The organism is Variovorax flavidus, from assembly GCF_030317145.1.
GTDB lineage: Bacteria > Pseudomonadota > Gammaproteobacteria > Burkholderiales > Burkholderiaceae_C > Variovorax > Variovorax flavidus.
This window is the reverse complement of sequence record NZ_JASZYE010000007.1, coordinates 92,655-111,166: the sequence shown is the minus strand read 5'-3', so window position 1 is coordinate 111,166 and position 18,512 is coordinate 92,655. Positions and strand designations below refer to the sequence as shown.

Here is an 18,512-nt window from a genome sequence, read left to right as displayed (position 1 = left end):
CTAGTGTTGGCGGGGATTATCGGCCAGCCGCGTTCTTGGGCGTGGCGGCGGGCAGGGCGTCGAGCGCCTGTCGGATCTCGGTCAGGAATTCGCGCACGCGCGGCACTACGGCGTCGCGGGGCTGGTCCTCGATCAGCTGGATGATGCGGGAGCCGATCACGACCGCGTCTGCCGTGGAGCCGACCGCCTGCGCGGTCCGGGCATCGCGGATGCCGAAGCCCACGCCGACCGGCACCTTCACGTGCTGGCGAATGCGCGGAATCATCTGGCCGACGGCCTCGGTGTCGAGGTGACCGGCGCCCGTCACGCCCTTGAGCGAGACGTAGTAGACGTAGCCCGACGCAATGCGGCCGACCTGGGCCATGCGCTCGCTGGTGCTCGTCGGCGCAAGCAGGAAGATCAGGTCGATGTGGTGCGCCTGGAGCTGGGCGGCGAAGTCTTCGCACTCTTCGGGCGGGTAGTCGACCACCAACAGGCCGTCGACGCCTGCAGCGGCTGCGTCGCGGATGAAGGTCCCCTTGCCGTGCACGAGGTCGTAGCGCTCGACCGGGTTGGCATAGCCCATCAGAACGACCGGCGTGCGGTCGTCCCGCTGCCGGAAGCTGGCGACCATCGCCAGCACCTGCTTCATGCCGATGCCCAGCGCCAGCGCGGCCTCGCCGGCGCGCTGGATCACGGGGCCGTCGGCCATCGGATCGGAGAACGGAACGCCGAGCTCGATCACGTCGGCACCCGCCTCGACCATGCCGTGCATGAGCTCGGGCGTGACGTCGGCGAAGGGGAAGCCAGCCGTCACGTACGGGATCAGCGCCTTGCGGCCGTCCTTCTGGAGGGCTTCGAAGGTTGCAGCAATGCGGCTCATGCCTTGCCTCCCTTCACGCTGAGGCCGCGCATCGACGGCCGATCGTAGAAGTCGACGCCCGACAGGTCGGCGACCGTGCCGATGTCCTTGTCGCCGCGGCCCGAGAGGTTGACCAGGATCGACTGATCCGGGCGCATGGTCTTGGCAAGCTTCATCGCATAGGCCATGGCATGGCTCGATTCGAGCGCCGGGATGATGCCTTCGGTGCGGCACAGGTAGTGGAAGGCTTCGAGCGCTTCGCTGTCGGTGACGCCGACGTATTCGGCGCGGCCGATGTCGGCCAGGTAGGCATGTTCAGGGCCCACGCCGGGATAGTCGAGTCCCGCGCTGATGCTGTGGGTCTCGGTCACCTGGCCGTCTTCGTTCTGCAGCAGGTAGGTGCGGTTGCCGTGCAGCACGCCGGGGCTGCCGCGCAGGATCGACGCCGAATGCTTGCCGCTGTCCAGGCCTTCTCCCGCCGCCTCGACACCGATCAGGCGGGTGCTGGCGAACGGGATGTACGGGTGGAAGATACCCATCGCGTTGCTGCCGCCGCCCACGCAGGCGACCACCACGTCGGGCTGCTTGCCTTCGGCTTCGCCCGTGATGCCTTGCGCCGCCAGCATGGCAGGCATCTGCTCGATGCACTCGTTGCCGATCACGCTCTGGAAGTCGCGCACCATGGTCGGGTAGGGGTGCGGGCCAGCCACCGTGCCGATGATGTAGAAGGTGTTTTCGACATTGGTGACCCAGTCGCGCATCGCCTCGTTGAGCGCGTCCTTCAGGGTCTTGCTGCCGGATTCGACCGGCACCACCGTCGCGCCCAGAAGGTTCATGCGGTAGACGTTGGGGCTCTGGCGCTGGACGTCCTGGCTGCCCATGTAGACCACGCATTCGAGGCCGTACCGAGCGCAGATGGTGGCGGTGGCCACGCCGTGCTGGCCGGCGCCAGTCTCGGCGATCACCCGTGGCTTGCCCATGCGCTTGGCGAGCATGGCCTGGCCGATGGTGTTGTTCACCTTGTGCGCGCCAGTGTGGTTCAGGTCTTCGCGCTTCAGGTAGATCTGCGCGCCACCCATTTCGCGGCTGGTGCGCGCTGCGTGGTAGATCGGCGAGGGCCGGCCCACGAAATGCGCGAGTTCGTAGTGGAATTCGGCCTGGAACTGGGGGTCGTCCTTGTACTTCGCGTAGGCATCTCGCAGTTCGCTGATCGCGTGGGTCAGCGTTTCGCTGGCAAAGGTGCCGCCGTAGATGCCGAAGTGGCCGCTGGCGTCGGGTTGCTGGTAAGTGTTCATGGTCTCGATCGGTGGGCTGGCCGGCGCCAGACGATCGAGGCGGCGGCCAGCAGCAAATTAGGAAGAGGCATCGGCCGCACGCACGGCGGCCACGAATTCGCGAATTCTTGCGGCGTCCTTGATGCCCTTGGAGGCTTCGACGCCGGAACTCACGTCAACGGACAGCGATTTGCAGCGCGTCCGCAGCTGACGAATGCCATCGCCCACGTTTGCAGGTGTGAGCCCACCACTCAAGACGAGGTGAGCGTCGACGGCGGGTGGAAGAAGTGACCAATCGAATGCCTTGCCGCCACCGCCATACGCTTCGACATGAGCGTCGAGCAGGATGGCCTGGGCGCGGGAGTAATCGGAAGCGTATTTTACGAGGTCGAAGCCGGCGCCGGCTGCTCCCAGCGGAATCCGGGCCGCGCGCATGAAACGGTAGGCGCCCTGGCCGCAGGCATTCCAGCACTGGGCAGGCGTTTCGTCGCCATGGAATTGAGCCAGGGCGCCTGGCACTCTGGACAGCGCTTCGATGGTCGTTTCCGCGGATTCGTTGACGAACAGGAGTACCGGCGTCACGAACGGCGGCAGGCGCGCGGCCAACTGGGCCGCGCGTTCGACCGTCACCGCGCGCGGGCTGGCCGGATAGAGGACGAAGCCGACAGCATCGGCCCCGGCGTGGACGGCGGCGTCCACATCCTGCTCACGGGTGAGCCCGCAGATCTTGATTCGTGTGGGGGCTGTGGCGACGGCGGAAGTCATGGCGGGCCATCATACGCAGCGCCTGTGCCCCCCATCGTTGCTTCGGGCGGCAAGCCCCAGCCGTCCGCATACAGCGGGCCCACGAAATAGAGGCCGTTCGGCGAGAAGGTCGGCGCCGCGACCACGCGGCTGCGCGCTTCCAGCACCTCGCGCATCCACTCCGGGCGCTCGTCGCCGCGGCCGATACGCACCAGGCAACCCATGATGTTGCGGATCATGTGATGGAGGAATGCGTCGGCTTCGAACTCGAAGTGCCAGCGGCAGCGCTCCGTTTCGCCGTGGCGGGTGATCTCGATGCGACGCACCTCCTTGACGGGCGACCGCGCCTGGCAGGCCGAAGCGCGGAAAGAGCTGAAGTCGTGCTGGCCCAGCAGGATCTCGGCGGCGGCCCGCATCGCGTCGCCATCGAGCGGATGCATCGACCAGCCGACCCGGCCTGCATCCAGACTCGGCCTGACCGGCGATTGCGACAGCACGTAGAGGTAGCGGCGTGCCAGCGCGCTGGCACGGCAGTGGAACTGGTCCGGGACCGGCTGTGCCCATTGCACTGCGATGTCGCCGGGAAGGAAGCGGTTGGTGCCGCGCATCCAGGAGAAGGGTGTGCGCTCGACCGAGGTGTCGAAATGCACCACCTGCATCAGCCCATGGACGCCGGCATCGGTCCGGCCCGCGCAGAGCGTGGAGATGGGCTGCGCGGCAAATTGGGTGAGTGCCGCTTCCAGCTTGTCCTGGACTGTGCGACCCGAGAGCTGGCTTTGCCAGCCCTCGTACGCCTGGCCGTTGTAGCGGACGCCGAGGGCCAGCCTCACGACGGGACGAGCGGGCGGGTGACCACTCAGTGCAGTTGGCCGAGCAGTTGCTTGGCTTCGGCCTTGATGTCGCCGGAGCTTTCGGCAGCCACTTCCTCGACCAGCGAACGGGCGCCTTCGACGTCGCCCAGCGCCTTGAGTTCGCGCGCCAGCGACAGCTTGATCGCATGCGGGCTTTCGCCGCTTTCCTCGATCGTTTCGAGGCGGCCGCGCTCGGTGTCGGCGGGGGCGCGGCTCGACAGGCCGGCCAGCGAGCTCATGTCGAATTCGATGAAGCCGGAATCCGCTGGCAGGCCCGCACGCAAAGGTGCCGGCTGCGTGCGTTCTTCCTCAGGAAGCGACGGAGCGCGCGTGATCGGTTCGAGGGCGCCGGGCGCGGTGTCGAAGTCGTTTTCGAGGTCGAGCCTGGCCGCGGCGTTGCCGTTCACGTGGCCGTTGGCGCCATTCATGCCCATGGCGGTCGGAATGGCACGCGGTGCTTCGCGCAAGGTCGATACGAAAGGCTCCGGCGCCGGGGTCGGGGCAGCAGGCGGAAGGCTGGCACTGAGGGGCGCCGGTGCGGTGGCGGGGGCCACGGATGGCTTGCTCAGATCCAGGTCGAAGTCCAGCGGTGCGACCGAGGGCACGAAGGCGGGTGGCGGTGCTGCGGCTTCATCGTCCTCGACAAGGCTGGCGGCGGGTGCGGCTGGCGCTGCGGGGGCAGTGGCCGTTGCAGCGGCCAGCGTTCCTGCGAAGGCGGCGGCTTCTGCGGCCGATACACCGCGGCTTCCCGTTTCGTAGAGCGGATTGCCCGGATCGAGGTCCTTGCCCAGTTCGACGACACGGTTCCATTCGGAACCGGTTCCGCCCGTCAGCTTGTGCACGTCGGCGGCGAGCGCCTCGTAGGCGCGCAGGTCACGACGCTTGGCGTGGATTTCGAGCAGCTTGAGGTGGATCGCAGTGCGTTCCGGATTGACGCGCAGCGCTTCGCGAAGGATTTCCTCGGCTTGCAGGTCGCGGCCATATGCGAGGTACACGTCGGCTTCGGCCACCGGGTCGACGTCGCCGGCATCCAGCTGGCTCGGCGAGTACGACAGCGACGACACCACGGAGTTGCCGCGGTTCTTCGTGTCGACCGACTCGCCGCCGCTGGCACCGAAGAACGAATCCTTGGGAATGCGGCTTTCGATGAACACGCTGTCGCCGGCGTCACGGCGCTTGCGGCCCAGCACGCGGTAGAGCAGGAAGCCGATCAGCAAGGCGATCAGGGCGGCAGCGCCGACCATGAGCGGGTTCTCGAGCAGTTCGGCAAAGAAGCTGGGTTGCGGAGGTGGCGGAGGCGGTGCCGCCTTCACTGGCTTGGCGACGACGGGCTCGGCTGCAGGAGCAGGTACCGGTGCCGGGCTTGCAGCAGCCGGAGTTGCGGCGGCAGCGGCGGGCTCGGCCGCAGGCGTCGCAGGACTGCCGGGGGTGGCTGCTGCCGTCGCAGCGGGCGCGACCACGGTCGGTGACGCCGTAGCAGCGGGCGTGGGCGCAGGTGTCGGGGCAGCGGCGGCCGGGGCCGCGGTTGCGGCCGCGGCAGGAGTCGCCGGAGCTGCGGCGGTCGGAGCCGGTGCGGCCGCAGGCGTTGCCGGTGCGGGGCTTGCTGCGGCCGACGGCGTCTTGCCCGTCTCGGCCTTCAGCTTGTTCATGTCCTCGATGTTCTTGGACAGTTCGGCGACGCGCGCCTTGTTGGCCTGCTCCTGGCGCGCCTGCACGAGTTGCTCTTCGGTCGCACGGCCGGCTGCGATGCCTTGCGAGATCTTGAGCTTGTCCGACGGCGCATTGGCCGCATTGCGGTCCTCGACATTGGCTTCCACCTTGCCCGACGCCTGGCGTCCGGCATCGGCCTGCTGCGAGGTTGGTGCGTTGTCGGCGAGGCGACGGCGGTACTCGCTGAAGTCCTGGCTCTGCGCCGTCACGGTGCGGCGAGCTTCGGCCGGGGGAACGGCTTCAGCCTGGGGCGCGCCCGGCATTTCGAGCACGGCGCCCGCCTTGATCCGGTTGACGTTGCCGCCGATGAAGGCGTTGGGATTGGCGCGCAACAGGGCCACGAGCATCTGGTCGAGCGACACGTCGGCGGGCTTGTACGCGCCGGCGATCTTGCTGGCGGTGTCGCCGGGACGCACGGTGACCTGCTCGCCGCTTCCGGTGCGCACGTTGCTGGCTTCCGCAGGGGCGACCGGGGCGGCGGGCGCAGCTCCCTGCCTGCGGGCTGCGGGTGCTTGAACCACGGCCGGGACAGCGGCTTGCGGCCGCGTCGGGCTGATTTGAGGTGCGGTCGGGGCGATCGGTGCCGTCCTGGCGGCCTGGCGGCTGGTCGGCGGATCGAGAAGAACCGTGTAGTCGCGCACGATCCGGCCCGAACTCCAGTTGGCTTCGAGCAGCAGATCAATGAACGGCTCGCTGACCATGCGGTCGCTGGACAGGCGGACCACGTAGCGCCCGTCGGCACGCTTCTGGACTCCAACCTTCACATCCGACAGCGCGGAGTTGTAGGGGACGCCGGCAGCCCGGAAGGCGTCGGACGACGCGATGTTGATCTTCAGGCCGTCCGCTTCCGCCGGAGTGATCTCGGTGACTTCGATTTCCGCGCGAAGCGGCTCGCCGAGGGCGGATTGGACGTTCAGCCTGCCCAGCGCCAAGGCATTGGCATCGGCGCCAAAAGCGCCCAGGGCCAGGGCAACAGCAGCACTGAGAAGAGAAAGCTGGTTCCGACCAGAAATCGTCGGAGTCGGGCGGATGGCCGAAGGGCGGGCCGCAGGCAACGGATGTCGTGTCATGCTGTTAGGGGGCAGCTCGGCCCAAAAGTGTAAGGGGACGTTAACATCATCACCCCGCACTGACAAGGCGACAGGCCTTATCTACCCAGTGCGTGCAAACTTCGTCATGCATCTGCCGTTGCGGCGGAGCAACGGGCTGGCGCACCCGGGGTGCACCAGCCCGGTTTTCAGGCCTCCAGCAGGATGCGAAGCATGCGGCGCAGCGGTTCGGCCGCGCCCCACAGAAGTTGGTCGCCGATGGTGAAGGCGCCGACGTATTCGGGGCCCATCGCCAGCTTGCGCACGCGGCCGACCGGGATCGTCATCGTGCCGGTGACGGCGACGGGGGTCAGATCCTTGACCGTGGCCTCGCGGGTGTTCGGCACGACCTTGACCCATTCGTTGTCGGCGGCGATGAGCGCCTCGATGTCAGCCACCGGGACGTCCTTCTTGAGCTTGAAGGTCAGCGCCTGGCTGTGGCAGCGCATGGCGCCGATGCGCACGCAGAACCCGTCGACCGGCGTCGCGGCCGTTCCGAAGCCGGCGCCCTGGCCGAGGATCTTGTTGGTTTCGGCGCCGCCCTTCCATTCTTCCTTGCTCATGCCGTCGCCGAGGTCCTTGTCGATCCACGGGATCAGGCTGCCGCCCAGCGGCGCGCCGAAGTTGGCCGTTTCGACGGCGGTCAAGGATTGCTGCTTGGCGAGGACCTTGCGGTCGATTTCGAGGATGGCCGACTTCGGGTCGTCCAGCAGGGCACGCACCTCGGCGTTGATCGTTCCGAACTGGGTCAGCAGTTCGCGCATGTGCTGGGCGCCGCCGCCGGAAGCTGCCTGGTACGTCATGCTGGTCATCCACTCGACCAGGCCCGCCTTGTAGAGGGCGCCGACACCCATCAGCATGCAGCTGACGGTGCAGTTGCCGCCGATCCAGTTCTTGCCGCCCTTCGCCAGCGCATTCTGGATGACGGGGAGGTTGACCGGGTCGAGCACGATGATCGCGTCATCGTTCATGCGCAGCGTGGAGGCTGCGTCGATCCAGTGGCCCTTCCAGCCGGCTGCGCGCAGCTTGGGAAACACCTCGGTCGTGTAGTCGCCGCCCTGCGCCGTCACGATGATGTCGCACTTCTTCAGTGCGTCGATGTCGTGTGCGTCCTTGAGCGTGGCCTCGTTCTTCGCCATCGCCGGAGCCTTGCCGCCGGCGTTGGAGGTCGAGAAGAAGACCGGCTCGATCAGTCCGAAGTCGCCTTCGGCCTGCATGCGGTCCATGAGGACCGAGCCGACCATGCCGCGCCAGCCCACCAGGCCGACCAGAGGTTGATTTGCGTTCGCCATTTCAGTTTGCCCTTGTAAGAAAGAAAGTTGTCTTCTCTTTGCGCCCGGCTCGTCAGAGCCGGGGGAGGGCGTGACGAATCGGGCTGCGGTTAGCCGGTAATCGTCTTTTTGGTGATGGCAGCCACCACAGCATCGCCCATTTCGCGGGTGCCGACCTTGGTGGTCCCTGCGGACCAGATGTCTGCCGTGCGCAGTCCCTGGGCCAGCACGTGCTTGACCGCCGACTCGATTCGGTCGGCAGCCTCGGGCTGGTTCAGGGAGAAGCGGAGCATCATGGCAGCGGACAGGATTGTAGCCAATGGGTTGGCAACCCCTTTGCCTGCGATGTCTGGCGCGCTGCCGTGGCTGGGCTCGTAGAGGCCCTGGTTGCTCGAATTGAGCGATGCGGAGGGCAGCATGCCGATCGAACCCGTGAGCATCGCGGCCTCGTCGGAAAGGATGTCGCCGAACATGTTGCCGGTGACCACCACATCGAACTTCTTCGGTGCCTTGACCAGTTGCATCGCCGCGTTGTCGACGTACATGTGGTCGAGTTCGACGTCGGGGTATTCCTTGCCGACCTCGGTCACGATGTCCTTCCAGAACTGGAAGGTCTCCAGCACGTTGGCCTTGTCGACGCTGGTGACCCGCTTGCTGCGCTTGCGCGCCGCCTGGAACGCGACGTGGGCGATGCGCTCGACCTCGGGGCGCGAGTAGCGCATGGTGTCGAAGGCTTCTTCGGCGCCCGGGAAGTGGCCGTCGACCGCGGTACGGCGGCCGCGCGGCTGGCCGAAGTAGATGTCGCCCGTCAGTTCGCGAATGATGAGGATGTCCAGGCCCGCGATCAGCTCGGGCTTGAGGCTCGACGCATCGACGAGTTGCTCGTAGCAGATGGCCGGACGGAAGTTGGCGAACAGGCCGAGGTTCTTGCGCAGGCCCAGGATGGCCTGCTCGGGCCGCAGCGAGCGCTCCAGCTTGTCGTACTTCCAGTCGCCGACCGCGCCGAACAGCACGGCGTCGGCTTCCTTGGCGAGCTTGAGCGTGGATTCGGGGAGCGGGTGGCCGTGCGCCTCGTAGGCCGCGCCGCCCACCAGCGCCGATTCGGTCTCGAACGAGAGGTCCAGCACTTCGAGGACGCGAAGCGCCTCGGCGACGATTTCAGTGCCGATGCCGTCACCGGGGAGAACTGCGATTTTCATGAGAGTCTGTTCTGGAGATGGAATGGGGTCAGGCGATCAACTGGTGCGTCAGCCACGGCTTCCGGGCCAGGCGCTCGGCCTCGAAAGCCTTGATCTTGTCCTTGTGGCGAAGCGTCAGGCCGATATCGTCCAGCCCGTTGATCAGGCAGAACTTGCGGAAAGCCTGTACTTCGAACGGAAGCTCGACACCGTCCGGCTTGATCACGACCTGGCGCTCGAGGTCGATTGTCAGGCTGTAGCCCGGGAAGGCAAAAGCTTCATCGAAAAGTTGCGCGACCTGGGATTCGCTCAGGACGATCGGCAGCAGGCCGTTCTTGAAGCTGTTGTTGAAGAAGATGTCCGCGTAGCTTGGCGCGATGATGGCTCGGAAGCCGTACTGGTCGAGCGCCCAGGGCGCGTGTTCGCGCGACGAGCCGCAGCCGAAGTTCTTGCGCGCGAGCAGCACGGAAGCGCCCGCGTAGCGCGGCTGGTTCAGGACGAAGTCCGGATTGGGCTTGCGCGACTTCGGGTCCTGGCCCGGCTCGCCCGGATCCAGGTAGCGCCAGGCGTCGAACAGGTTCGGGCCGAAGCCGGTCTTGCGGATCGACTTCAGGAACTGCTTCGGGATGATCGCGTCGGTATCGACGTTCTCGCGGTCCATCGGCGCCACGAGGCCCTTGTGCACGGTGAATTTCTGCATGGTGTCTGGCTCCTGGTTCAGGCGAATTGGCGGACGTCGACGAAATGGCCGTGCACCGCAGCGGCTGCAGCCATGGCCGGGCTGACCAGGTGGGTACGGCCACCGGCGCCCTGGCGCCCTTCGAAGTTGCGGTTGCTGGTCGATGCGCAGCGCTCACCGGGTTCGAGGCGGTCAGCGTTCATCGCGAGGCACATCGAGCAGCCGGGCTCGCGCCATTCGAAGCCTGCAGCCTTGAAGATCTGGTCCAGGCCTTCGCGCTCGGCCTGTTCCTTCACGAGGCCCGAGCCGGGGACGACCATCGCCAGTTTGACGTTCTTGGCGACCTTCTGGCCCAGCTTCTTCACCATTGCGGCGGCTTCGCGCATGTCCTCGATGCGGCTGTTGGTGCAGGAGCCGATGAACACCTTGTCGATGAGGATGTCGTTCATCGGCTTGTTCGGTTCGAGGCCCATGTAGGTGAGGGCGCGTTCGATGGCGCCGCGCTTGTTGGCGTCCTTTTCCTTGTCCGGATCCGGCACGCGGCCATCCACCGGCACGACCATCTCGGGCGATGTGCCCCACGTCACTTGCGGCTTGATCTGAGCTGCGTCGAGCTCGACCACGGTATCGAAGTGCGCATTCGGGTCCGAATGGAGCGTCTTCCAGTATTCGACAGCCTGGTCCCACTCGACGCCGGTGGGCGAGAGCGGACGGCCCTTGACGTAGGCGATGGTCTTTTCGTCGACGGCGACGAGGCCCGCCCGTGCACCGGCTTCGATCGCCATGTTGCACACGGTCATGCGGCCTTCCATCGTAAGGTCGCGGATCGCGGAGCCGGCGAACTCGATCGTGTAGCCCGTGCCCCCGGCGGTGCCGATCTTGCCGATGACGGCGAGCACGATGTCCTTGGCCGTGCAGCCCAGCGGCAGCTTGCCGTCGACTTTCACGAGCATGTTCTTCGCCTTCTTGGCGAGCAAGGTCTGCGTGGCCATGACGTGCTCGACTTCGCTGGTGCCGATGCCGTGCGCGAGCGCACCGAAGGCGCCGTGCGTTGACGTGTGCGAGTCGCCGCACACCACGGTCATGCCGGGCAGCGTGGCGCCCGATTCGGGCCCGATCACGTGAACGATGCCCTGGCGCTTGCTCAGGAACGGAAAGAACGCGGCGGCGCCGAATTCCTTGATGTTGCTGTCGAGCGTGGTGATCTGTTCCTTGCTGATCGGGTCGGCGATGCCGTCGTAGCCCCGTTCCCAGTGAGTGGTCGGCGTGTTGTGGTCGGCCGTGGCGACGACTGAGCTGATGCGCCACAGCTTGCGGCCGGCTTCGCGCAGCCCTTCGAAGGCCTGCGGGCTGGTCACTTCATGGACCAGGTGACGGTCGATGTAGAGGATCGCGGTGCCGTCTTCCTCGGTATGGACGACGTGTTCGTCCCAGAGTTTGTCGTAGAGGGTGCGTGCCATGGTGGTCTCTTTCGTGGGGGAAATTGTCTTAGGCGGCGAGTTGGGCGGGCGCCCCTGCCGGTGTGTGCAGGTGTTTGACGAGCATGCGGGCCGCGACCGGCAGCGTCGAGAAGTCGCGCGCAATCAATCGGATCTCGCGCGCGGCCCAGGGATCGTTCAGTGCGAGGCTCTGGAGAGTGCGGCCGATGCCGCCGCGCATCAGCTCGAAGGCACGGCGCGGCATGACGCCGACGCCGAGACCGTTTTCGATCATGCGGCACATGGCGTCGAGGCCCGTCACGTGGATGCGAAGCCGGATCGTTCGATTCACGGCCAGCGCCGCCTGGTGCATGGCGACATAGATCGAGCTGTTGGTGTGAAGACCGACATGGTCGAAGTCGAGGGAGTCGGAGAAATCGATCGTCCGTCGAGCTGCCAGCGGATGCCCCGTGGGCACGATCAGGACCAGCGCGTCTTCGCGGTAGGGCAGGCTTTGCAGGTCGCTCGTGCCTTCCGGCAAGTGGCAGACGCCCAGGTCCGCCGCGCCTTCGTGCACTGCGCGCACGACTTCACTGCTCAGGTGTTCTTCGAGGTCGATCTTGATCGCATCGTGCTCGCGCGTGAAGGCACCGAGGTCTTCGGGCAGGAACTGCACGATCGCCGAGATATTGGCGTGCACTCGCACATGGCCGCGCACACCGTCGGCGTACTCGCTGAGTTCGCCCTGCATCTTTTCGAGGCTGTAGAGCACCGAACGGGCATGGTGAAGCAGGCTTTCGCCGGCCGGCGTCAGGTCGACGCCGCGCGCATGGCGATAAAGAAGAGGGGTGCCGAGCGTCGCCTCGAGATCCGAGAGGCGCTTGCTGATCGCCGAAGCCGCAATGAACTCACGTTCCGCGGCGCGGCCGATGCTGCCCAGTTCGCAGACGGCCACGAACAACTGCAAGGACGTGAGGTCGATGCGCCGGGCGAAGCTGCGTTCGGAGGAGGTCATACGGGCTTTGGCATCTCGTTCTGAGATGGAAGCCCGTATTTTCCCTCCGTTTTGGGGTGAGAGTCATCGCGATGCGCGATGACTTCGTTGCCGTGGGGCGATGAGTGCCCCAGCGTCGTTATTGCTTCTTCTTCGCCGCATCCTCCACCTTTTCACCACCCTTCTGGATGTCCTGTCCAGCACCCTTCATGGTGTTGCAACCGGCTAGTGGCACGGCAAAGGCAAAGGCGACAGTGATCAACGCGGCAAGCTTCTTCATGATGGAACTCCTTCGTTCAAATTGGCGAAAAGGTGAATGGATTCATTCCCCCCGATGAAACTTATCGCCGCGGCTACCCTGTCCGTGTCAGCCAAAACGCAAAAAAGCTGCCCGAAGGCAGCTTTCCTGGTTGAGCGCCGAACGGAAGATCAGCGTTGAGCGACGGGCTTCACGTCGCGCTTGGCCGAGCCTTCGAACAGTTGGCGCGGGCGGCCGATCTTGTATTCGGGGTCGCCGATCATTTCGTTGAGCTGGGCGATCCAGCCCACCGTGCGGGCCAGTGCGAAGACGGCGGTGAACAGGGGCACGGGGATGCCGATCGCGCGCTGCACGATGCCCGAGTAGAAGTCGACGTTCGGGTAGAGCTTGCGCGACACGAAGTATTCGTCTTCGAGAGCGATCTTCTCGAGAGCCATGGCCAGCTTGAACAGCGGGTCGTTTTCGAGGCCCAGTTCGCCGAGCACTTCCTTGCAGGTTTCCTGCATCAGCTTGGCGCGCGGGTCGTAGTTCTTGTAGACGCGATGCCCGAAGCCCATGAGCTTGACGTTCGAGCTCTTGTCCTTGACCTGCTTGATGAACTCGCCGATCTTCTCGACGCCGCCGGCCTTCTGGATGTCGTAGAGCATGTTGAGCGCCGCTTCGTTGGCGCCGCCGTGGGCAGGGCCCCAGAGGCAGGCCACGCCGGCCGCGATCGCCGCGAAGGGGTTGGTGCCCGACGAGCCGCACAGGCGCACGGTGGAGGTCGATGCGTTCTGCTCGTGGTCTGCGTGCAGGATGAAGATGCGGTCGAGCGCGCGCTCGAGCACCGGGCTCACCTTGTACTCTTCGCACGGCGTCGCGAACATCATGTGCAGGAAGTTGCCCGCGTAGCTGAGTTCGTTCTTCGGGTACATGTAGGGCTGGCCCACGGTGTACTTGTAGGCCATGGCAACCAGCGTCGGCATCTTCGCAATCAGGCGGATCGCGGCGATCTCGCGGTGCTTCGGATTGTTGATGTCCGTGCTGTCGTGATAGAAGGCCGAGAGCGCGCCGACCAAGCCGGTCATGATGGCCATCGGGTGCGCGTCACGACGGAAGCCGCGCAGGAAGAACTGCATCTGCTCGTTGACCATCGTGTGGTTGGTCACGAGTTTGGTGAAGCCGACTTTCTGGTCTGCGTTGGGCAGTTCGCCGTACAGCAGCAGGTGGCAGGTTTCGAGGAAGTCGCAGTTGGTCGCGAGTTGCTCGATGGGGTAGCCGCGATACAGCAGTTCGCCCTTGTCGCCATCGATATAGGTGATGGCCGACTCGCAAGAGGCCGTCGACATGAAGCCCGGGTCGTAGGTGAACATGCCCGTCTGGGCGTAGAGCTTGCGGATGTCGATCACGTCGGGGCCCATCGTGCCCTTGTAGATCGGTAGCTCGACGTTCTGTCCGCCGTTACTGAACGACAGAGTGGCCTTGGTCTCGGATGCTTTCATTTCGAGTGTCTTTCAAAGAATTGTTCAGGAAGATAAGGATTGCGCGCCGTCGGTGCGCATCAGCTGCAACAGTTCGACCACCCCGGCCCCGGCCCATTCGGGCTCAGGCTCCTTTCGCCGAAGCAGAAGGTCGAGCAGATCGTTGTCCGACAGGTCCATCAATGTCTCCAGTGCCTGTGCCTGCCCGCGGGTCAGGCTTGCCTCATGCCGTTCGAAGAAACGCGCAATGAACAGGTCGTTTTCGAGCAGGCCGCGCCGGCAACGCCATTTCAGCTTGCTCAGCGCGCGTTCGCTGATCGGCTGGTCGAAGTCGTCGGTGGCTTGCATGGGGTTCAACTCACTAGATGGCGCGACGCACCATGAGTTCCTTGATCTTGCCGATCGCCTTGGTCGGGTTCAGGCCCTTGGGGCACACGTCCACGCAATTCATGATCGTGTGGCAACGGAACAGGCGATAGGGGTCTTCAAGGTTGTCCAGGCGCTCGCCGGTCGCTTCGTCGCGGCTGTCGGCGATGAAACGGTAGGCCTGCAGCAGGCCTGCCGGGCCGACGAACTTGTCGGGGTTCCACCAGAAGCTCGGGCAGCTCGTCGAGCAGCTCGCGCACAGGATGCACTCGTAGAGGCCGTTGAGCTCGTCGCGCTCTTCAGGCGACTGCAGGCGCTCCTTCTCGGGCGGCACCGTGTCGTTCTGCAGGTAGGGCTTGATCGAGTTGTACTGCTTGAAGAACTGCGTCATGTCCACGATCAGGTCGCGGATCACCGGCAGGCCGGGCAGGGGCTTCAGCACGATCGTGCCCTTGAGCGTCAGCATGTTGGTCAGGCAGGCCAGACCGTTCTTGCCGTTGATGTTCATGGCGTCTGAGCCGCAGACGCCTTCGCGGCACGAGCGGCGGAACGACAGCGTCGGGTCCTGCGCCTTGAGCTTCATCAGGGCGTCGAGCAGCATGCGTTCGTGGCCGTCGAGTTCGATCTCGATGGTCTGCATGTAGGGCTTGGCGTCCTTGTCCGGGTCGTAGCGGTAGATTTGAAATGTGCGCTTCATCGTGATGACCTTGTGATGCTTTCTCGTGGGCTTAGAACGTGCGGACCTTGGGCGGCACGGACGCGACGGTCAGCGGCTGCAGCTTGACGGGCTTGTACGAGAGGCGGTTGTCCTGGCTGTACCAGAGCGTGTGCTTCATCCAGTTGGCGTCGTCGCGGCCCAGCGGTGCGACCGGATCGTCGGCGGGGCGTTCGTAGTCTTCGACCGTGTGGGCACCGCGGCATTCCTTGCGTGCGGCGGCCGAGACCATCGTGGCTTGAGCCACTTCGATCAGGTTGTCGACTTCCAGCGCTTCGATGCGGGCGGTGTTGAACACGCGCGACTTGTCCTTGAGCGTGACCGCTGCAACGCGCTCGCGCACGGCGGCGATCTTCTGGACACCTTCGTCCATCGATGCCTGCTTGCGGAACACGGCGGCGTGCTGCTGCATGACCGAGCGGATCTCGTTGGCCACGTCCTGGGCGTACTCGCCGCTGGTGGAGCGTTCGAGCTGGTTGAGGCGCTCCAGCGTGCGGTCGGCCGCATCGGCCGGCAGGTCCTTGTGTTCCTTCAGCTTGTCGTTGAACTCGACGATGTGATTGCCGGCCGCGCGGCCGAACACCAGCAGGTCGAGCAGCGAGTTCGTGCCCAGGCGGTTGGCGCCGTGCACGCTCACGCAGGAGCATTCGCCGACGGCGTAGAGGCCATTGACCACGGAGCTGTTGTCCTCGCCCTTCTGGATGACGACCTGGCCGTTGATGTTGGTGGGGATGCCGCCCATCTGATAGTGGATGGTGGGCACGACCGGGATCGGTTCCTTCGTGATGTCGACGTTGGCGAAGTTGACGCCGATCTCGTACACCGAAGGCAGGCGCTTGTGGATCGTCTCGGCACCGAGATGGTCCAGCTTGAGCAGCACGTAGTCCTTGTTCGGGCCGCAGCCACGGCCTTCCTTGATTTCCTGGTCCATCGAACGCGAGACGAAGTCGCGCGGTGCGAGGTCCTTCAGCGTGGGCGCATAGCGTTCCATGAAGCGCTCGCCATTGCTGTTCAGCAGGATCGCGCCTTCGCCGCGGCAGCCTTCGGTCAGCAGCACGCCGGCACCGGCCACGCCGGTCGGATGGAACTGCCAGAACTCCATGTCCTGCAGCGGAATGCCCGCACGTGCGGCCATGCCGAGGCCGTCGCCGGTGTTGATGAAGGCGTTGGTCGACGCCGCGAAGATGCGGCCCGCGCCGCCGGTGGCGAGCAGCACGGTCTTGGCCTGCAGGATGTGCAGGTCGCCGGTTTCCATTTCGAGCGCGGTCACGCCGACCACGTCGCCCTCGGCGTCGCGGATCAGGTCGAGGGCCATCCATTCGACGAAGAACTGGGTGCGTGCCTCGACGTTCTTCTGATAGAGCGTGTGCAGCATCGCGTGGCCCGTACGGTCGGCCGCCGCGCAGGCGCGCTGGACGGGCTTTTCACCGTAGTTGGCCGTGTGGCCGCCGAAGGGGCGCTGGTAGATGGTGCCGTCCGGATTGCGGTCGAAGGGCATGCCGAAGTGCTCGAGCTCGTACACGACCTTCGGTGCCTCGCGGCACATGAACTCGATCGCGTCCTGGTCGCCGAGCCAGTCGGAGCCCTTGATCGTGTCGTAGAAGTGATAGTGCCAGTTGTCTTCGCTCATGTTGCCGAGCGACGCGCCGACGCCGCCCTGGGCAGCGACCGTGTGCGAGCGGGTCGGGAACACTTTGGACAGCACGGCGACATTGAGGCCGGCGCGTGCAAGTTGCAGCGAGGCCCGCATGCCGGAACCGCCGGCGCCGATGATGACGACGTCGAACTTCCGCTTGGTGATTTGTTCTTTGGTGTAGGTCATGGGGTCAGATTCTCCAGAGCACTTGAATGGCCCAACCCGCGCACGCTACAAGCCAGACGATCGTGAAAACTTGGCAAACGAGGCGGATGCCTACCGGCTGGACGTAGTCCATCCAGATGTCGCGCATGCCGACCCATACGTGATACAGCAGCGAGGCGATCACCACGAAGGTGAGAACCTTCATCCATTGCGAGGCGAAGATGCCGGCCCATGCGTCGTAGCCGACCGGACCGCGCGTGAAGATCACCTGCGCGAGCAGGATGACGGTGAAGAGCGCCATCAGGGCGCCAGTGATGCGCTGGCTGAGCCAGTCGCGCAAGCCGTAATGCGCGCCGACGACGGTGCGCTTGGAGCCATAGTTCACAGACATTTCGTGCTCCTTCTCAGTACAGGCCGAACAGCTTGGCGCCGAGGACGATGGTCAGCACGATGCTGATGGCCAGCGTGGCGATGGCCGAGCTGCGGCCGAATTCCTTGCTCACCGCAGCGTGGCTCACGTCCATCCACAGATGGCGCAGGCCCGCGATGATGTGATGCAGGTAGGCCCAGATCAGCGCGAGTGCAACCAGCTTGATGAACCAGCCCGGAACGAAACCAAGGCCGCTGTTGAAGGCGGCCTTGAAGCGGGCGAACGAGATCTCGGATGACACGGAAGTGTCGAACATCCAGATGATGAAGGGCAGCAGCAGGAACATCAGTGCGCCGCTCACGCGGTGCAGGATCGACACGAGACCGGCCGGAGGAAGCCGGTAGGTGGTCAGGTCGGTGATGGCGTTGATGTTGCGGAACTCGCGCCGCGGCGGTCGGGGTGGTGTGGCCAGCTCTGTCATGGGGGCTTTCGGTATTTTTCGAGGGGCGGCTTGATCTGTAGCAAAAATGCAAACAACTCAAAATTCTATTGCAACGCACCATGACGCTGCTCAAGTTGCCCGGTCATCGCACTAGCGTGGTCGGATGCTCCGCGCTCATCCCAACTCATTGCGGTAGTGGTGCGTGTCCGTGCGATAGAGGCCGCGGCGCAGTTCCATCGGGGTGTCGTGATAGGTGTGGGCGACTCTTTCGACGCTCAGCAAGGGTGTCGCCGTGGTGACGGCGAGCAGCCCTGCTTGCGCCGCATCGGGCAGCACGGCTCGGATCTTTTCCTCGGCACGCACCATGCGCACGCCGAATTCGGTTTCGAACAGCGCGTACATCGGCCCATGCCATGCGGTCAGGCGTTCTGCGGTGAGTCCCTTGAAGGGGGTGCCGGGCAGCCAGAGGTCTTCGAGAATGGTCGGCGTGCCGCGGTAGGCCAGCACGCGACGGACCTGCAATACCGGGTCGCCCGTGCGCAATGCCAGCGCACGCGCCACATCGGCGGTGGCGCGCTGCCGACGGCAGTCCACGATCTCGCGCTCGGCGGGGCCTTCGCTGTCAACGTCGCCGCTGTCGGGCACAAGCTTCAGGAAACGGTACTGGACATGCTGCTCGGCATGTGTCGCGACGAATGTGCCTTTGCCCTGGCGGCGCACCACCAGGTTTTCGGCTGCGAGTTCGTCGATCGCCTTGCGCACGGTGCCCTGGCTCACGCGAAAGCGCGCGGCCAGGTCCATTTCGCTGGGGATCGGTTCTCCCGGCTTCCATTCGCCGGTGTGCAGGCTCTGCAGGATCAATGACTTGATCTGCTGGTAGAGCGGACTGAACGACGGCGTCGAGAGCTCCGCGATGGCGGTGGGAGAGGTGGTCATGGGGTGCAGCGGTGCACCGCGAAGGTGCCTCCAGGGTCGACATCTTATATAAGACATAAGACACGCGCCATCGAAACCGCAAATCGGCATAAAATCGAAGACGGCCTGAAGCCTG

The 18,512-nt window shown here is 65.1% G+C and carries 18 protein-coding genes; all 18 read right to left on the bottom strand.

What is annotated here, in order from left to right:
* Positions 1-16: 16 nt before the first annotated feature.
* Positions 17-862, bottom strand: a complete 846-nt coding sequence (gene trpA, locus QTH90_RS25510; RefSeq protein WP_286667354.1) for a tryptophan synthase subunit alpha — start codon at positions 860-862, stop codon at positions 17-19.
* Positions 859-2,136 carry a tryptophan synthase subunit beta gene (trpB, locus tag QTH90_RS25505; RefSeq protein ID WP_286667353.1) on the bottom strand — a complete coding sequence of 426 codons (1,278 nt, stop codon included), beginning with the start codon at positions 2,134-2,136 and terminating at the stop codon, positions 859-861. Before trpB ends, trpA begins: the two co-directional genes overlap by 4 nt.
* A gap of 57 nt (positions 2,137-2,193) precedes the next feature.
* Positions 2,194-2,880: a phosphoribosylanthranilate isomerase gene (locus QTH90_RS25500; RefSeq protein WP_286667352.1), complete on the bottom strand. Its 687-nt coding sequence runs from the start codon at positions 2,878-2,880 to the stop codon at positions 2,194-2,196.
* Positions 2,877-3,689 carry a tRNA pseudouridine(38-40) synthase TruA gene (gene truA, locus QTH90_RS25495; RefSeq protein ID WP_286667351.1) on the bottom strand — a complete coding sequence of 271 codons (813 nt, stop codon included), beginning with the start codon at positions 3,687-3,689 and terminating at the stop codon, positions 2,877-2,879. The genes QTH90_RS25500 and truA overlap by 4 nt, the downstream gene beginning before the upstream one ends.
* A 26-nt stretch (positions 3,690-3,715) precedes the next feature.
* The gene (locus QTH90_RS25490) at positions 3,716-6,352 is read right to left on the bottom strand and encodes a motility hub landmark protein FimV (protein WP_353506632.1); all 2,637 of its coding nucleotides are present in this window, start codon (positions 6,350-6,352) and stop codon (positions 3,716-3,718) included.
* Positions 6,353-6,657: 305 nt separating this feature from the next.
* Positions 6,658-7,800 (bottom strand): aspartate-semialdehyde dehydrogenase, encoded by a 1,143-nt coding sequence (gene asd / locus QTH90_RS25485; protein ID WP_286667349.1) that lies wholly within the window; start codon positions 7,798-7,800, stop codon positions 6,658-6,660.
* Between the two features lie 89 nt (positions 7,801-7,889).
* Positions 7,890-8,978 carry a 3-isopropylmalate dehydrogenase gene (gene leuB, locus QTH90_RS25480; protein ID WP_286567430.1) on the bottom strand — a complete coding sequence of 363 codons (1,089 nt, stop codon included), beginning with the start codon at positions 8,976-8,978 and terminating at the stop codon, positions 7,890-7,892.
* Positions 8,979-9,006: 28 nt separating this feature from the next.
* On the bottom strand, positions 9,007-9,657 hold the full coding sequence (gene leuD, locus QTH90_RS25475; RefSeq protein ID WP_286667348.1) for a 3-isopropylmalate dehydratase small subunit: 651 nt from the start codon (positions 9,655-9,657) through the stop codon (positions 9,007-9,009).
* 17 nt (positions 9,658-9,674) lie between these two features.
* The gene (gene leuC / locus QTH90_RS25470) at positions 9,675-11,096 is read right to left on the bottom strand and encodes a 3-isopropylmalate dehydratase large subunit (RefSeq protein WP_286667347.1); all 1,422 of its coding nucleotides are present in this window, start codon (positions 11,094-11,096) and stop codon (positions 9,675-9,677) included.
* A gap of 28 nt (positions 11,097-11,124) precedes the next feature.
* Positions 11,125-12,069, bottom strand: coding sequence for a LysR family transcriptional regulator (locus tag QTH90_RS25465; protein ID WP_286667346.1), 945 nt, complete (start codon positions 12,067-12,069; stop codon positions 11,125-11,127).
* Between the two features lie 118 nt (positions 12,070-12,187).
* Complete coding sequence (locus QTH90_RS25460) at positions 12,188-12,328, bottom strand: entericidin A/B family lipoprotein (protein ID WP_286667345.1); 141 nt, start codon at positions 12,326-12,328, stop codon at positions 12,188-12,190.
* A gap of 149 nt (positions 12,329-12,477) precedes the next feature.
* Positions 12,478-13,788: a citrate synthase gene (gene gltA, locus QTH90_RS25455; protein WP_286667344.1), complete on the bottom strand. Its 1,311-nt coding sequence runs from the start codon at positions 13,786-13,788 to the stop codon at positions 12,478-12,480.
* A gap of 24 nt (positions 13,789-13,812) precedes the next feature.
* Positions 13,813-14,115, bottom strand: a complete 303-nt coding sequence (locus tag QTH90_RS25450; RefSeq protein WP_286667343.1) for an FAD assembly factor SdhE — start codon at positions 14,113-14,115, stop codon at positions 13,813-13,815.
* A 13-nt stretch (positions 14,116-14,128) separates the two neighbouring features.
* Positions 14,129-14,830 carry a succinate dehydrogenase iron-sulfur subunit gene (locus tag QTH90_RS25445; RefSeq protein WP_286667342.1) on the bottom strand — a complete coding sequence of 234 codons (702 nt, stop codon included), beginning with the start codon at positions 14,828-14,830 and terminating at the stop codon, positions 14,129-14,131.
* 31 nt (positions 14,831-14,861) lie between these two features.
* Positions 14,862-16,670, bottom strand: coding sequence for a succinate dehydrogenase flavoprotein subunit (gene sdhA / locus QTH90_RS25440; protein WP_286667341.1), 1,809 nt, complete (start codon positions 16,668-16,670; stop codon positions 14,862-14,864).
* A gap of 4 nt (positions 16,671-16,674) precedes the next feature.
* The gene (gene sdhD / locus QTH90_RS25435; protein ID WP_286567421.1) at positions 16,675-17,040 is read right to left on the bottom strand and encodes a succinate dehydrogenase, hydrophobic membrane anchor protein; all 366 of its coding nucleotides are present in this window, start codon (positions 17,038-17,040) and stop codon (positions 16,675-16,677) included.
* A 13-nt stretch (positions 17,041-17,053) separates the two neighbouring features.
* Complete coding sequence (sdhC, locus tag QTH90_RS25430; protein WP_286667340.1) at positions 17,054-17,500, bottom strand: succinate dehydrogenase, cytochrome b556 subunit; 447 nt, start codon at positions 17,498-17,500, stop codon at positions 17,054-17,056.
* Positions 17,501-17,635: 135 nt separating this feature from the next.
* The gene (locus QTH90_RS25425; RefSeq protein ID WP_286667339.1) at positions 17,636-18,397 is read right to left on the bottom strand and encodes a GntR family transcriptional regulator; all 762 of its coding nucleotides are present in this window, start codon (positions 18,395-18,397) and stop codon (positions 17,636-17,638) included.
* Between the last annotated feature and the right edge of the window lie 115 nt (positions 18,398-18,512).

Bases quoted from the DNA above. Each gene is read 5' to 3' on its own strand.
- trpA (WP_286667354.1), bottom strand. From the start codon at position 862: ATGAGCCGCATTGCTGCAACCTTCGAAGCCCTCCAGAAGGACGGCCGC.
- trpB (WP_286667353.1), bottom strand. From the start codon at position 2,136: ATGAACACTTACCAGCAACCCGACGCCAGCGGCCACTTCGGCATCTAC.
- QTH90_RS25500 (WP_286667352.1), bottom strand. From the start codon at position 2,880: ATGACTTCCGCCGTCGCCACAGCCCCCACACGAATCAAGATCTGCGGG.
- asd (WP_286667349.1), bottom strand. From the start codon at position 7,800: ATGGCGAACGCAAATCAACCTCTGGTCGGCCTGGTGGGCTGGCGCGGC.
- leuB (WP_286567430.1), bottom strand. From the start codon at position 8,978: ATGAAAATCGCAGTTCTCCCCGGTGACGGCATCGGCACTGAAATCGTC.
- leuD (WP_286667348.1), bottom strand. From the start codon at position 9,657: ATGCAGAAATTCACCGTGCACAAGGGCCTCGTGGCGCCGATGGACCGC.
- leuC (WP_286667347.1), bottom strand. From the start codon at position 11,096: ATGGCACGCACCCTCTACGACAAACTCTGGGACGAACACGTCGTCCAT.
- QTH90_RS25465 (WP_286667346.1), bottom strand. From the start codon at position 12,069: ATGACCTCCTCCGAACGCAGCTTCGCCCGGCGCATCGACCTCACGTCC.
- QTH90_RS25460 (WP_286667345.1), bottom strand. From the start codon at position 12,328: ATGAAGAAGCTTGCCGCGTTGATCACTGTCGCCTTTGCCTTTGCCGTG.
- gltA (WP_286667344.1), bottom strand. From the start codon at position 13,788: ATGAAAGCATCCGAGACCAAGGCCACTCTGTCGTTCAGTAACGGCGGA.
- QTH90_RS25450 (WP_286667343.1), bottom strand. From the start codon at position 14,115: ATGCAAGCCACCGACGACTTCGACCAGCCGATCAGCGAACGCGCGCTG.
- QTH90_RS25445 (WP_286667342.1), bottom strand. From the start codon at position 14,830: ATGAAGCGCACATTTCAAATCTACCGCTACGACCCGGACAAGGACGCC.
- sdhA (WP_286667341.1), bottom strand. From the start codon at position 16,670: ATGACCTACACCAAAGAACAAATCACCAAGCGGAAGTTCGACGTCGTC.
- sdhD (WP_286567421.1), bottom strand. From the start codon at position 17,040: ATGTCTGTGAACTATGGCTCCAAGCGCACCGTCGTCGGCGCGCATTAC.
- sdhC (WP_286667340.1), bottom strand. From the start codon at position 17,500: ATGACAGAGCTGGCCACACCACCCCGACCGCCGCGGCGCGAGTTCCGC.
- QTH90_RS25425 (WP_286667339.1), bottom strand. From the start codon at position 18,397: ATGACCACCTCTCCCACCGCCATCGCGGAGCTCTCGACGCCGTCGTTC.